We start from the raw sequence: 15,432 nt of genomic DNA, 5'->3' as shown, positions 1-15,432 counted from the left end.
TCTATCATTTCAGGATGTAAAAAGCTGATTCATCAGATTATCGATATTTGGAGAAATTTTTATCCATATATGATTGATTCCGTTTGTATTCGAAACGGAGATGAATGGCTTGGAGTTCCGCTATTGCGTTCCCGTTTAGGATCAATGGAGATATGGATTCCAATGACAAGGGAATCCATTTAACTTTTAGCTTAAAAAAAATATTTTTAGGAAAATATTACGAAGAAAAAAATTGGGATCGAACTCGATTTTCTTTGAACCAAGAATCGACTGCGACATTCACGAGTAGTAGAGGGTAGTTTTGGTGGGAAGGGGAGTGAGGATTGGAAGATGAAAAACTATGAGGGTATAGCTCCGCCCCATGAGCTACAGAAAGGGATTGTGATGGATTCACCTCTCACGAGAAATGATGAAAAATTCGAGAGCAAGAATTCGAAATATTGATACCTTAGAGTTGAAAAGATATGTTTAGTTTTGTTTAAACCAAACGCAGTTTCTAGTAGTGGGTTGCGGTACAATTCAAATTGATTATTAATGGAGCTCGAAAAATTTTCTTCTTTTCGCTAATCGAATCCTCGTTAGACTTTGTTTTGTCCTACCTGAAAGGTAATCTATCTAAATGAAAGAATCACTTAAAAAAGACATTCACTCTCCGTTATTATCCATTTTATTTCAATTTCGTAATGCTTCCAAGACCGAACGAGAAAAGGGAACTTATTTTGAAGAACTGATTCAAACCTATTTTAGAAATGAACCATATTATAAAGATTATTATTCCGATGTTTGGATGTATTCCGATTGGGCTAAGTTAGAAGGAAAGGATGCAAGAGATGTTGGGATCGACATTGTCGCAAAAACTCGAAGCACAGGAGAGATTCATGCTATTCAATGTAAGTTCTACGATCCAGATTATAAAATCCAAAAATCGGATATCGATAGCTTTTTTACAGCTTCTGGTCAAAAACCTTTTGTCAAACGAATCATAGTATCCACTACCAACCATTGGTCAGAACATGCAGAGAATGCACTTCTAAACCAAACTCCACCTGTCACCAAAATTGATCTCTACCATTTAGAGAACAGTGCCATCGATTGGTCGAAGTACCAAGCAAAAGAAAAGGTATGTTTTAAAGAATCTAAAAAACTTAGGGACCACCAAAAGGAAGCTCTCGTTTCTGTTGTGGGTGGTTTAAAAACCGCTGATCGTGGCAAACTCATCATGGCCTGCGGGACTGGAAAAACTTTTACCAGTTTAAAAATTGCGGAATCAGTTGCTGGCAGAGGCAAACGGGTGTTATTCCTTGTTCCGAGTCTTTCTTTGTTATCCCAATCACTTACCGAATGGACTCAAGAAAGTGAGATTCCACTCCACTCATTTGCCGTCTGTTCGGATTCGGAAGTTGGCAAAAAGAAGGACAAAAATGAAGATGTAGTTGAAACAATTGAACATGAATTACAGTATCCCGCCACAACGGATGCAAAACGCCTCAGCGAAGAATTTCAAAAGATACATGATGATTCACACATGAGTGTGGTGTTCTCCACCTACCACTCAATTGATGTTTTAAGTGAAGCTCAGAAAAAATACAAACTCGGTGAATTTGATTTAGTGATCTGTGATGAGGCGCATCGGACGACCGGTGCCACATTCGAAAGCCAAGAAGAAAGTCATTTTGTAAAAGTACATGATGATAAGTTTCTTAAGGCGACCAAACGATTGTATATGACTGCTACTCCTCGCATTTTTGGAGATATAGCGAAAGCCAGTGCGGAAAAAGACAATGTCACTCTTTGTTCGATGGATGATGAAACACTGTTTGGAAAGGAACTCTATGTGATCAACTTTTCCACGGCTGTGAGTCGTGAACTCTTAGTGGATTACAAAGTGATTGTCCTTGCGGTAGACGAAGACCATGTGAATGCCAGGTTACAAAAACTTTTGGCCGATGAAGACAAACAAATTAAAGTTGATGATGCAGCCAAAATCATTGGATGTTGGAAGGCTCTCAGCAAACAAGGCTCCAAGGAAAATTCTCTACGTGAGGAAGATTCTATGAAACGGGCCGTTGCGTTTTGTCAGGTGATCAACTACCAAGCAGGTGCCAAAACCCATAAGGTTAGTTCAAAGGTAATTGCCAATATGTTTGCCGAAGTAGTGCGCGCCTACCAAGAAAAAGAAGAAAATCCACACCCACTCCTTTGTGAAGCCGAACATGTGGATGGAGGAATGAATGCAGGAGAAAAGGAAGCTAAACTGCAATGGCTCAAATCAGAAACAGAAGAGAATGTCTGTCGAATTTTAAGTAATGTTAGGTGTTTGTCGGAAGGAGTGGATGTTCCAGCACTTGATGCTGTTTTATTTTTAACACCGCGCAATTCCCAAGTGGATGTTGTGCAGTCTGTGGGCCGTGTGATGCGAAATGCACCTGGCAAAAAACGAGGTTATGTAATTTTACCCGTGGTGATTCCTGCTGGCATTGAACCACATGAAGCCCTAAACGACAATAAAACCTATAAAGTGGTTTGGCAGGTATTACAGGCCCTTCGTTCTCATGACGACCGGTTTGATGCTATGGTCAACAAACTCGAAATTAATGGTCCTGATATCCATAAAATGGAAGTCATTGCCATCACCGATAAAATTGGAAAGAAAAAGGAAAAGAATGATGGTCGGGAAAAATTGGCACGCGGAGGTGATTCCTTAGGAAAGACACCAAACACCAAATATCCGAATTCAAAAGAGGCTGATCAACGTGGATTACAATTTGAAATTGGAACCATTGAGATGGCCATCTATGCCAAGGTGGTGCAAAAATGTGGGAACCGCCAACACTGGGAAGATTGGGCCAACGACATTGCCAAAATTGCAGGTACCCATATCTCTCGAATTAAGGCCATCATTGGGGAACCTAAAAACAAAAAAGAAATCGAAGCCTTCCATGACTTTGCGGAAGAACTGCGGGACGATCTAAACGATAGCATCACCGATGAGGAAGTTGTGGAGATGTTAGCCCAACACCTGATCACAAAACCAGTCTTTGATGCCCTGTTCCAAAATGAAGAGTTTACCAAACAAAATGCCGTCTCCAAGGCAATGGACAATATCCTTGGGATTTTGCAAGAACACCATTTAGAAAAGGAAAGGGACACCTTACAACGATTTTATGAATCAGTCAAAATGCGTGCCTCAGGCATTACTAATGCCGAAGGTCGCCAAAAAATCATCTTAGAACTTTATGATAAATTTTTTAGTAACGCCTTCCCGAAGTTATCCGAGCGCCTTGGCATTGTCTATACTCCTGTGGAGGCCGTAGATTTTATTCTCCATTCTGTGGCCGATGTTCTACAATCCGAGTTTGGTTTACAATTTGGGGATGATAGTGTGCAGGTGCTTGACCCCTTTACAGGCACGGGAACCTTTCTCACGCGCCTGATGCAATCGGGGCTTTTGACTAAAGAAGAACTTATCCGCAAATACAAAAACGGACTCCATGCCAATGAGATTGTCCTACTTGCCTACTATATTGCGTCCATCAATATCGAGTCTACCTATCACACGGTTACGGGAGAGCCATACACTCCGTTCGGAGGAATGCTTCTTACCGACACTTTCCAGCTTTTTGAAAAGGATGATATGATTAGTCATTTCCTCCCCGACAATAGCGAAAGGCGGATGAAACAAAAATCCCAAAACGTCCAAGTGATTGTTTGTAACCCACCTTATTCGGCAGGGCAGACCAGTGCCAATGACAACAACCAAAACGTAAAATATCCTGGTTTGGATTCCCGTATTGAAGCAACCTATGCGAAACATTCCAAAGCTTCTCTTCAAAAGAATTTATATGATTCCTATATCCGCGCGATTCGTTGGGCGAGTGATCGAATTGGAGACAGTGGGGTGATGGGATTTATCACGAACGCAAGTTTTATTGAAGCTAATGCGATGGATGGACTACGCAAATGTCTGCAGGAAGAGTTTAGCACTTTGTACATCTTTCATTTACGTGGCAACCAAAGGACATCCGGAGAACTCTCTCGGAAAGAAGGAGGGAAACTCTTTGGTTCAGGGAGTCGAGCACCCATCGCCATCACCATCTTTGTCAAAAATCCAAAAGCAAAGGAATCTGGCAAAATCTTCCTCCATGATATTGGAGATTACCTTACTCGCGAACAAAAGTTAGAGAAATTAAATGTATTTGGCAGTATCCAGGGAATCAGCTTCCAAGTGGGTTGGACAGAAATTATTCCTGACAAACATGATGATTGGATCGGGCAAAGGGATGATAATTTTGGGGAATTTATCTCGTTAGGTGATAAGAAAGACAAAATGAGAGAGGTATTGTTTGAGAATTACTCTTTGGGAATTTCGACAAACAGAGATGCATGGGTTTACAATTTTTCAAAAGATAATCTAACAAATAATATTAAGAAGAATATAAATTTTTATAATTTAGAATTGGACAGGTATCAAAAGCTAAATCTGTCTGGATCTGATAATAGGCAACAAGATATTTCAAATTTTGTGAATTTAGATTCAACGAAAATTAGTTGGACAGTAAATCTTAAAAACGAAATTTCAAAAGGAAAACAATTAAAATTTGAATCTACATCTCTAAGAACAGGATTGTATCGACCATTTACGAAAGAATATATTTATTTTAATCGATCTTTAATAGAAAGGGTGTTACAAATTCCAAAAATTTTTCCTGACAGTAAAAGTGAAAACATTGTTATTTGTGTCACTGGAATTGGCTCTACAAAAGAATTCTCTTCTTTGGTATCGAATACAATTCCCGATTTAGAACTGATTTCCAAATCCCAGTGTTTCCCCCTCTATATTTACGATACAGACGAATCCAATTCTATCGAAGAACCAAACGAAGATGGTCTTTTTGCCAAATCCAAATCTACTATGGACAATAAAGAACCCAAGCGTCGACATGCCATTACCGATGCGGGTCTGAATCATTTCCAAGAAGCCTATCCGAAAGAAACCATCACCAAAGAAGATATCTTTTACTATGTATATGGCCTTCTCCATTCACCGACTTATCGCGAAAAGTATGCGGATAACTTGAGTAAGGAACTGCCAAGGATTCCGCGTGTGAAAGACCCCAAGGACTTCTGGGCGTTTAGCAAAGCGGGGCGTTCTCTTGCCGAACTGCACATTGGGTATGAGAAGGTAACACCCCATCCTGTTAAACTTGTCACCACCAAAACCAAATTGTTACCCGAACACTATCATGTGACCCAAATGAAGGTCGCAAAAAACGGAAAGGAAAAAGACCTATCCATTGTGATCTACAATGAGTTTATCACCATCACAGACATTCCTATCGAAGCCTATGAGTACGTTGTGAACGGCAAACCAGCACTCGAATGGATTATCGAACGGTATTGTGTGAAGACAGATAAGGACAGTGGGATCGTGAATGATGCGAATCTATGGGGGATCGAAAAGGAAAACAATCCCAAGTATCCGTTGGAATTGTTTCAGAGAGTGATTACGGTGAGTTTGGAAACGATGAAGATTGTGAAGGGACTGCCGGAGTTGGAGGTGTAGGGAGGGTGGGTAAGGATTTACACAAAAAAACATTTGATGAAGGAACATATACTAAATTAAATATATTCAAGTCCCATTTAATCGAGTGGCTTCCAGTTTTCCTGAAAACTAGTCATATTAAAGAACTGAACATAATTGATGCATTTTCAGGTCCAGGGTTTGATTTATTAGGTAACAAAGGAAGTCCGTTAATCATAATGGATGTTATAAAGCTATACCTTCCCAATTTATCTGATAAACGAATCAATATTTTTCTGAATGAATTCAAAAAAAGAAAATATGAAAAGTTAAAAAATGAAATAAATATCTTATTGGATACTCATGAAGGATTGAGAAAGAATGTTTCGGTTAGAATCGAATCGAAAGATTTCAAAAGTTTTTTTGAATCTATAAAATCATTTCTCAATCAAAAAATACCGAACTTTTTGTTTCTGGATCAAAACGGAATTAAATTTATAACACAGGATGTTTTCAGATATCTTGTCAATTTAGAAAAAACAGATTTCCTGTTCTATATCTCCTCTAGCTATCTACGAAGATTCGGAAATAAACCAGAGTTCTCAAAATATATTAATATATCGCAAGAAGAATTAAGAAAAAGACCATTTCATGAAATTCATTTAGAAATCGTTGATTTTTTCCAGAATATGATTCCTGATTCTTTGGATGATTACTGGCTTTATCCATTCTCAATAAAAAAAGGAGGAAATGTCTATGGGCTAATATTTGGCTCCAGAAATATTCTTGCTGCTGATAAATTTTTATCCGTAGCATGGGGATCAAATCCCATAAATGGAACAGCAAACTTTGATATAGAACAGGATGAACAGAAAAGCAGAGAAAATTCCGAAATTCCACTTTTTCAATATTTGCACAAACAAACCAAAGTTCAAGCTTTTCAGAATTTAATTTCAGATCGAATTTTATCTGGTGAAATTAAAGATAATTTAATTCTTTATGTTGAGACACTTAGATCAGGACATTTACCTAAACATTCCAGGGAAGTTTTAATAAATCTGAAATATAAAGGAAAAATTATTTATGACGGGAATGCACCTGCTGTTAGCTATAAAGCCTGGAGAGATAAAAATATTAAAAATTGGAGAATCATTTAAAGTCAAGATTTCTAAATTTCCTGACATTATATATAAGGGACAATAAAATGAGCTCACAAAGTAAAATCGAATGGACTGACGCCACTTGGAATCCAACACGGGGTTGCACAAAAATCAGCGCAGGTTGCAAACATTGTTACGCAGAAACATTTTCGGAACGTTTCCGTGGTGTTCAAGGGCACCCTTTCGAATTTGGGTTTGATTTACGACTCGTTCCAGAGAAGTTATACGAACCAATCAAATGGCAAACTTCTAAAAAAATTTTTGTCAATTCGATGAGTGACCTATTTCATAAAGATATTCCCGATGATTTTATTTATAAAGTTTTCTCAATTATGAAAATTGCGGACTGGCATATCTATCAAGTATTAACCAAGCGACCAGAAAGAATGAAACTTCTATTCGATTCCAAATTAAAAGAGTTTTCAAAGCTAAAACATATTTGGATAGGAACAAGCGTGGAAAATGAAAAGCATGGTAAACCAAGAATTGAAATCTTAAGGAAAGCAAATGTTTCGGTGAGATTTTTATCCATTGAACCTCTTCTGGAAGACTTAGGAAAAGTCAATTTAGAAAAAATGGATTGGGTTATTGTTGGCGGTGAGAGTGGACCAAAAGCAAGACTTATGGAAAGCAGCTGGGTGGAATCAATACAAAAACAGTGCAAGAGTGAAAATGTACCCTTCTTTTTTAAACAATGGGGTGGAGTCCGCAAACACCTAACAGGTCGTGTTTTAAAAGGGCAGACTTTCAATGCGATGCCCAAATTTGAAATTGTCATTCCACCAAATCGAACTGGAATTTTGGATTTGTTGAAAGAAGCTAAGAAAGTATTGGTTTAGGCTAGTTATCAAGGATTAGCTTTTGCTAAGGAACATCACTGATATCTTAAATCCACGATATTAAACTCCTTCCAAGGCATCCCCAAAGCCCTCCATTAAAGGTGATCTAAAGGGGCTAGAAACCAGAAAGTGTTACCTATGTCTTGCTACAAAAGTGTTACCCATGTCCTGAGGCATACATTTTAGTCATTGCGTATAACGAACTAGGCGAACCGACGTAGGCTGACCCTGAGTCCCAGCGGGACGTTAGGGACTGGCACGTAGTTTGCGGATGCAAACGAGTGACAGAAAGGGAATTTGCCGTAGGCCGAGCGAGGGCGTGTCCCGAAGCGTAGCGGTAAGTCGCTGTTATCTGCAGTGCTTCTGGTTTTAGCGTTTAAGCCAAGAATCAAAATAAATTAGGTCTGATCTACCGATGTTTGTGTAATATAGATTTTCATATTTCATATTTTTTTCATTCATTAAACTAATGATTTCTTTATGATATTTTTTATCGAAGAGATTTGCTATTTCGAATGCCCAGTTTTTATAAATAGAGCTTCTCTGATCAGTTTTCATTAGCCTAACCAATAAGTCTAAATGACGATAGATATCATATTTTATCGTTCTTCCTTTCTTAGCAAATTTTAATATTATATGCTCTATGCTTAATGTTATGGCTGAGGTTCTTATGTTATGGCTTATGAAGCTTAGCCAGTTTTTATGAACTGGACTATTTGAGGCTTCGATTAAATTATTGAGTATTCGATAATATAGCATATAGGCAGATCCAATTCCAATTGGAAGAAAAGTTGATGTTATTGAAATAGTACCTGTTTCTAGAAATGCCATAGGCAAAGCGTTGTAATAATTCATTGTTGGGAAAGTTGAACAACACGATAATATTATAATTGGTGCGAATTTCCCGAAAGCTACAACATCGTTTCCTGTAAGTAAATCAGCTCCTAATTTGATGTTAGAAGTATACTCTTCGGTATTAGGTGAACCATGTGAATCAAATATTATAATTTTTGGTTTGTATTTATTTATTGCGAAAAATAAATCTGCTTTAGAGTTACAGATTGATATTTTTATCTCACTACTGATTGGATTCTTAATGAAATGTTCATAGCCGATCCGAAGTTCGTCATCTAACGATCCGAAAACTATCAGTGTATCTTTTATAATATCTTCTGAAATGGTAACACGCTGATGTAAATTGTGAACATAATTAGCTAAAATACTTGGGTGGGTTTTTTCTGGAATTCTTGTTATGTCAGATTGAAATGCAATCGGTACTTCATTAACTGTTAACCATTCTACCGGCAAATCACTTATTGCAATGAATTGAATTTCAAAGGTTTCAACTATTTTCTGCAATTTACTTAAATCGATGATTTTACTGATTTTCTTATTAAATATCGTAAGTAATTTATAGAAAATCTTCTGAAAATTTGGTGTTTGATTTTTAGGATCTAAATATGAAAGAATTTTATTAATTTCGTTTCCGATAATTGGCGCTCTATATATAGGCGAATTCCGAAATGAAGCGTGTAAGTAAGACGCAAAATCCAGAAAATCTAATTTTAATTTTGTTAAATTTGCTGAAAGAGAAATTATTCTTTGAGTTTGTTTGTCATTTATATCACCAGCAAAATCAGATTCAAAAAGATAATCACTCCGCTGCGATGATGAGTTCAACTTCCTTACTTTTGTAAATATTTCTTTATAGCTAGTATGATTCGATTTTAATCCTTTAAAGTCATTATAAGGTAAGCAAAAAATTAAAGGAGGGATGTTCTTTCTTTCGCTAGTTTGGCTTTCTAGCTGTAAAATTATATTTCTGGTAAGATGATTTAGAATATTTTCTTGTCTATCGGTATACTTTAATTCTAAAGTTTTGGTTGGATTTCCATCCCAAAAATTACCGTAGATTTGATTCTCAATAAGAAAGTTCAAAATTGATACAGAAAATTCATGGACTGAGAACTCTATATCAATTTCTTTATTCGGAGGGAGAAATTTGAAGTCGAAATTCTTAGATTTAAGAATTTCTATAATTGCTTTTAATAGAGAGGTAAATTCTTCGTAATTGTTAAATATGAGTTTATTGTCTATTCTATCTTTTAAATAAGCTGGAAAGTTATTTGAAAGACTTCCAACGATATAAGGCTCAACAATTTTGCTAAAATCAAGTTTGATTTCGTTTTGGCTTCCAATTATAAACACTTTTAACGAATGCTCGAAATTGTTTATAATTTCAGGGTCTATTTGATAATCATCATATAAAAAATTGATAATAATCGGATTAATCATATCATCATTTGTAACTTTGGTGAATAGTTCTGCATTTAAAAATTGATTTATATTTTTTGGCAATTTCGGAATTTCAATTAGACCCGTTTTGCGTACATCGATAGGAGAAATAAGGTAACTATTTCTTTCTAAAATTATGAAATATATGATTTTGTCGTTTAGTTTCATTTTAAGATTTTGGTAAGGAAGCATCGCAGATAACGAATTAGTGGAGACGACGTTTCCCGACCCTGAGTCCCAACGGGACGTTAGGGACTGGCACGGAGTTTGCGGATGCAAACGAGTGACAGAAGGGAAATGTGGCGCAGCCGAAGCGCAGCGTTTCCACGCTGTTATACGCAGTTTTAATATTTATAAGTAATAGATGCGAAAGTAGAACCGAAATATTCATTCTTAGCAGTATATTCAATATTTGATCTAATTAAAATCGTAGAAAAAGAATCACTAGTAATGATTTGACTTCTATTTTGAACAACTTTTGCAGATTGATCGGTAAAACCTAAAGATAATAGGATGGAGTCAGTGAATTCGTAACCAATTATAAGTTTTGTTTCCGTAGCATAGTATTTAGTGAATGGATTGTCTTTAATTTGGGCAAATTCAAAATTTCTAGCTGAAGTAACAATTGAGTGGTTAATATCGGTAAATCCATTTAGAATAGAATATCTGTAACCTGCTGAAATATAGAAGCCATAGAATCTTGTAGATTCAAGTAACACTCCTGCCGTTAATCCATTAAAATTTTGGGAAAAATTGTAGTTGTAAAATGCAAATCTACCGTCGCTTAAATCACTTTGTAGTCTCTGTATTCCAAGGTTAAAAATGATTCTATTTTCAATTAGATGATAATTCAACAATAAGTTCTGTTCTGATCTATAATACGTACCAAGATTTCCTTTGCTAATTTGATCTGTATAAGGATTTATTCTATCAAAAGAGGAATTGGTCTTTTTATACTCAAAAAAGTTTCCTTCAATACTAAACTTAGAATCAGCTATAAATCTAACAAATCCGAACGTGTTATATTGGATAGAAGGTATTTCATATGCAAATGATATCGGAAAAAAGCTGTTATACATATTGAATTCATTCGGTGCAGCATATCCGTTATTTCTTCTGATGTAAACGTGGTTTGCTTTTCTTTCTTTGATATTATTTTCAACTTCTTCCGCATTAATACTGAGGCTTGAGATTGCTAATATAATTAGAGTTAATATTTTTCTTTTTTTCATAAGTTTTATTAAAATTGCGTATAACGAACTAGACTTACCGAAGTTGTCCGACCCTGAGTCCCTGGAGGGGACGTTAGGGACTGGCATGTAGCTTGCGTAAGCAAGGCGAATGCCAGGAGGACAATTTGGCGTAGCCCGAGCGAGGGCTTGTCCCGAAGCGTAGCGGTAAGTTGCTGTTATGCGACGTGGTTATTTTTTAAGCAACCTTTTTGTAAAAACTGCATTTGTAAATTCGATTAGTTCAAACTCATTAAGTGTGGGGAAAATATTCTTCAATTCTTTTAAAAATTCACTTTCATCAACTCTCATATAATCTAATAAAATTCTTAATCCAAAAAGGCTTTCGATTTTTTCTTTTCTACTTCGTGTAATGTAGGCAATGTAAACGAAAACTGAAAAATTTGCTAAAAATAGAAGAATTTTTAGATCTTCTTTATTTATATTTAGAAATTTTAAAATATTGCTTTTAGTAAATATATTATAAAAAGAAAAATAGTCGGGTTTAATAATAAGAGCAGTAAGAAATGCAAATATAAAGATCCAAAAAGTAATATTAATAAATGATATCCTTGAATTGAATAAAACTAATTCGTCCTCTGTTCCTAATTGTATGTGATTAAGGAATTTTGTAATAAATGATTTTTTATCATTCGATTCAATCATAGTGTAGTCCTAAATATATTCATTGAGTAAATGGTTTTTAAAAAATTAAATTAATTAGTTATTCTTAATTCTTAGTTTATGGAATTGAAATAATTGGTAACCATGTCGCATAACTGAATGTATTAGATTTTCGATTATTCGCTGAATAAAATCAATTTAAGTTAAATTTTCAAATACCATCTATTTTGACGCAACATGCTTCTCGTATTGAATCTTGTTTTATCTACTCGAAATGTTAAGTGGTGAATCAAATAAAAATCTACTCCAAATATAACAGAGAGCAAAAAGATTCCAAGCTATTTTCTTTTTGCCCAAACTTGTTCTGCAGCTCGCCTCATTTCTTCAACACGTTGTCTTTCAAGGAATGGATTTTTTGTATCTGAATTTACTTCTCGTCTCCATTTCGGAATTGTATGAACGATTCCTTTCTTCCTTCTAACTTTCACTTTGTCTATTGGATTACGAATAGGGGCAGCAATCTTCACAATTTCATTTTGCCAATGATTGACCTGATTCTTTAATTCGAAAATATTCAACTTCTCGTAAATCTTTTTCATAGAAGCTTTTATCGTTTTCGAAATATCTTTTCTAGCCAGTATCCTTCGGTATGGTGATTTTGCTTCGTCATACCTTCGTATTGCTTTAGAACCAATCCTATGTTTCTCCTTTAGAATCATTACTGGTAAAAAGTAATTATTGTAAGTATTTAAATCTTGGTAAAGAGATCTGATAATATCTGCTTGGCTTTGATTTTCAATACGCAAATATCCAGTATTCCTTCTCACAACACTGTAATTCTTCTGTTCAATATGTGGGTTATCATTCTTTTTATATGGTCTTCCACGAGTGAATTGGATGTCGTTTCTTTCTGCATACGTTAAGATTGTTTGATTAATAAATTCTGCACCGTTATCGGAAAGGATTCCCAAAAGTGGGAAGGGTAATATTTTTTTCAGTTTTATTAATGCTTTTAGCATCTGGAATTGAGTTTTATCTTTCACCAGTATACAAACTGTCCATCCCGTACAAACATCTGTTGCTGCAAGCGTTGAATAAAATCCTCCAAATACATTTCCACCATTATGGGCTACTAGATCGATTTGAACAAAGCCAGGTAGAGAACTTTTCCATTCACCGAACGTTTTGATTGGGATCCGATCAATTAGGTATTTAGGTTGCTTCGTTGTAGAAGTGCCTTTGCGACCAAGTTTTTTCCTGGCAAGTTTCAATAACCGATCTACAGTGGCAGAGCTGATTGAGAGAAGTTTTTCTTTGGTTGTTTTATCAATTTTAAATACTTTGAACTGTTCAAGTTTGGATAAAACGTCTGGCAATGCCATCACGAGTCTTTTCCCACAAATTCTATCCAGGATCTCCCAGATCTTCTCTAAATAGAATCTGACGTCATCATCATAGTTAGATAGACGCTTCTTTCTCGGTCTCAGTTTGATGAGATTGTCTTTTTTCTTTCTAAGAACGGTTCTGGCATAGGATCGATTGAATCCAGTAGCTTCGACGAACTGGTCGAGTATGAGACTTTTTTCTTTTTTCGAAGCCCAAAAGTACTTCTCTTTGAAGACTTGAACCAACATAGAACGCACCATCTTCGATTGTTTCATGGACATCACCTGCACATGAGTGAATCGTTTCCTTATCTAATTTGGAGTAGATTTTAAGATGATGCAACGACTAGTGTTTCGAGTAGATTATTACGTGATGCAGTGAGCTTCTTCCGATAATATAGATTATGTCGCTTAACAGGTGTTATCGCTTTGACTGTACTTTTAATGAAATGGGAGTTGGTAATATCTGAGATCGCTCAAAAAAGCTACACTTTTACCCGTCAATTCTATAAAACTGCTCCAGTAGATCAACAATTTACGACCCTTCGAATTCTAAAATTAGTAAAGATGGGGCAGTAGACATAGCTTCGCCCCCTCAGTCCCATTATCAAAACAAAACAGTTGTTCAATTAAATTCAAAATGCATCAACTGTAATTTAAAATATACAGTAAATCTTATATAAAAAGATGAATAAGGGAAGGAGGACGAAGATTCTTAAATTTTGATTGGCCCAAATTAATAGATTTCAATCTGACCAGAAATTATTTCAAAATTTCGTAAAAAAAATTAAATTGTTAACAGCGATTAAATACTCGCTAATTTATTTGTAGAAAATCCGATCAATTTGCCACCAAACATACAATTTTTAAAACAAATTCAATTTTATAGGAACAGGGATTTTTCTTACATTTTTTCCAATATGGGAGTTTACAATGGTTAGCTTGATCTTCGATTAAATCAATTATTTTGGCAATCTGGGGAAAGGTAATGAAGAGGGCTCTTAAGCTGCCCTCGCCCCCCTCTTCGCTTCCTTCTTCAAATACTCCACCGCTTCCATTGCAAGATATCCCGCTTTGATGATCGCACGTGGATTATTTTCCAGGATACTCACCCAAGACCCAATATACTCTCGATGTTGCAATTCTCCACTAAACCCAAATTCACCGGCAAAGATAGCCGAGCATAGTTCAGCAACCAATTCTTCGAATGCATAACTACGATTGCCTCTAGAGAAATCTCGATTCAATCTATGAAAGGCTCCAGTCCAATGTCCTAACTCATGTAAGTAGGTAGACCAATAGTCGATTTCACTTCGGAAATACTTTTTTTTAGGCATACGAATCGTATCCAAAGGGATCAAGTAAGATGCTTGGTCCCCAACTGATTCTATCCAATTGTGTTTGATCGATTGCACAAACTGTTCAACGTTACCTGGCGCATTCGGAATTGTCATCCTCACAAACAAATCATAGTCACTTTTAGGAACATTCACTTGAGAAATGTTCAGAACTGGATACGCTTTATGAACTGAATAGGATTTATACTCGATTTCTGTTTCTTCTTGCTCTTCCTCGCTATCCGAAATGACACTCTTCTTTTTAGAAAAGATCGGAATCCGAACTCGGCATGGATACAAAACCTCTGTCCTTGGAGATTCTCCCCCTTTTATGGTATAACCAAGTCCTTTCCATTGTTTCTCTATGGCCCAAACCGGATAGAGATACCCAAATTTCTCCAAGCTGTCTGTAAGCCAAAGGGAATTCAGCAATCCATAGGTTTTATATGTTTTTGCATTCCATGGAAACCCAAAACTTTGCCATGGTTTGACCCACTGTCCAAGACTACCGGACTTTAAGGCCTCCATCACATCGTATGTAATCTTTTTTATGATTTTTTTTGCATCTTTCTCTTTCATAACTATGGATGTAACCTAGACCCCAAGAGTGTCACAATTCTCGAAAAATGTTCTGCTAATTGTGTCGTTTCAGGAAAAGTAAACCATAAAGACTACCTAGGACAAATGGGAGCTATGAATGTACCAAATCGATGGAAGGGATTCGGAAGAATTAGTCCCGAATAGGAAAGTGGGATCCGTTTCAAACTAATTCAGCGATTAGATTCAAGCGAAAAAGAAATTGTAGATGAGAGTCTAATCCTCCAAAAAAATATTAGAATCGTAATACCATAATTGTGACGCAAGGCGTAATCCCTCCAAAGACCCCTAACCTGCGGTAGATGGTTACACTACCCATTTTCATTTCCATTAGTTATGCTTTTACCGGCGATTCTCAGAAGATTGATCTCAGCAATTCTTACATTCCATTACAGTTTTCCCTTCCAAACACAAACAAAACAAATCATAAACCATCTCTATAACA

Annotated in this window: 8 protein-coding genes; 3 read left to right on the top strand and 5 right to left on the bottom strand. The window is 36.1% G+C overall.

Annotation, left to right across the window (positions count from 1 at the left end; translation table 11 throughout):
- The first annotated feature begins 619 nt into the window (after positions 1-619).
- The 3 genes from LEPBI_RS18595 to LEPBI_RS18585 are packed head-to-tail and all read left to right on the top strand — an operon-like array spanning position 620 to position 7,520.
- Positions 620-5,563 (top strand): DEAD/DEAH box helicase, encoded by a 4,944-nt coding sequence (locus tag LEPBI_RS18595; protein WP_012476784.1) that lies wholly within the window; start codon positions 620-622, stop codon positions 5,561-5,563.
- On the top strand, positions 5,446-6,678 hold the full coding sequence (gene tcmP / locus LEPBI_RS18590; protein WP_226992974.1) for a three-Cys-motif partner protein TcmP: 1,233 nt from the start codon (positions 5,446-5,448) through the stop codon (positions 6,676-6,678). Before LEPBI_RS18595 ends, tcmP begins: the two co-directional genes overlap by 118 nt.
- A gap of 47 nt (positions 6,679-6,725) precedes the next feature.
- The gene (locus LEPBI_RS18585; RefSeq protein WP_012476872.1) at positions 6,726-7,520 is read left to right on the top strand and encodes a DUF5131 family protein; all 795 of its coding nucleotides are present in this window, start codon (positions 6,726-6,728) and stop codon (positions 7,518-7,520) included.
- Between the two features lie 369 nt (positions 7,521-7,889).
- Here LEPBI_RS18585 and LEPBI_RS18580 read toward each other — a convergent pair whose 3' ends face one another.
- The 5 genes from LEPBI_RS18580 to LEPBI_RS18560 form a co-directional block, all read right to left on the bottom strand.
- Entirely contained in the window at positions 7,890-9,983 is a 2,094-nt protein-coding gene (locus LEPBI_RS18580) for a hypothetical protein (protein ID WP_143708659.1), read from the bottom strand.
- Between the two features lie 176 nt (positions 9,984-10,159).
- Entirely contained in the window at positions 10,160-11,047 is an 888-nt protein-coding gene (locus LEPBI_RS18575) for an LA_2444/LA_4059 family outer membrane protein (protein WP_012476870.1), read from the bottom strand.
- A 189-nt stretch (positions 11,048-11,236) separates the two neighbouring features.
- Positions 11,237-11,710, bottom strand: a complete 474-nt coding sequence (locus LEPBI_RS18570) for a hypothetical protein (RefSeq protein WP_012476779.1) — start codon at positions 11,708-11,710, stop codon at positions 11,237-11,239.
- A gap of 296 nt (positions 11,711-12,006) precedes the next feature.
- Positions 12,007-13,335 carry an ISNCY-like element ISLbi1 family transposase gene (locus LEPBI_RS18565; RefSeq protein WP_012476869.1) on the bottom strand — a complete coding sequence of 443 codons (1,329 nt, stop codon included), beginning with the start codon at positions 13,333-13,335 and terminating at the stop codon, positions 12,007-12,009.
- A gap of 719 nt (positions 13,336-14,054) precedes the next feature.
- The gene (locus tag LEPBI_RS18560; RefSeq protein ID WP_012476777.1) at positions 14,055-14,969 is read right to left on the bottom strand and encodes an ArdC family protein; all 915 of its coding nucleotides are present in this window, start codon (positions 14,967-14,969) and stop codon (positions 14,055-14,057) included.
- Between the last annotated feature and the right edge of the window lie 463 nt (positions 14,970-15,432).

Origin of the sequence: Leptospira biflexa serovar Patoc strain 'Patoc 1 (Paris)' (assembly GCF_000017685.1) — a bacterium.
Taxonomy (GTDB): domain Bacteria; phylum Spirochaetota; class Leptospiria; order Leptospirales; family Leptospiraceae; genus Leptospira_A; species Leptospira_A biflexa.
Note: the sequence above shows the minus strand (reverse complement) of the source record. Positions and strands in the feature narration are given on the sequence as shown.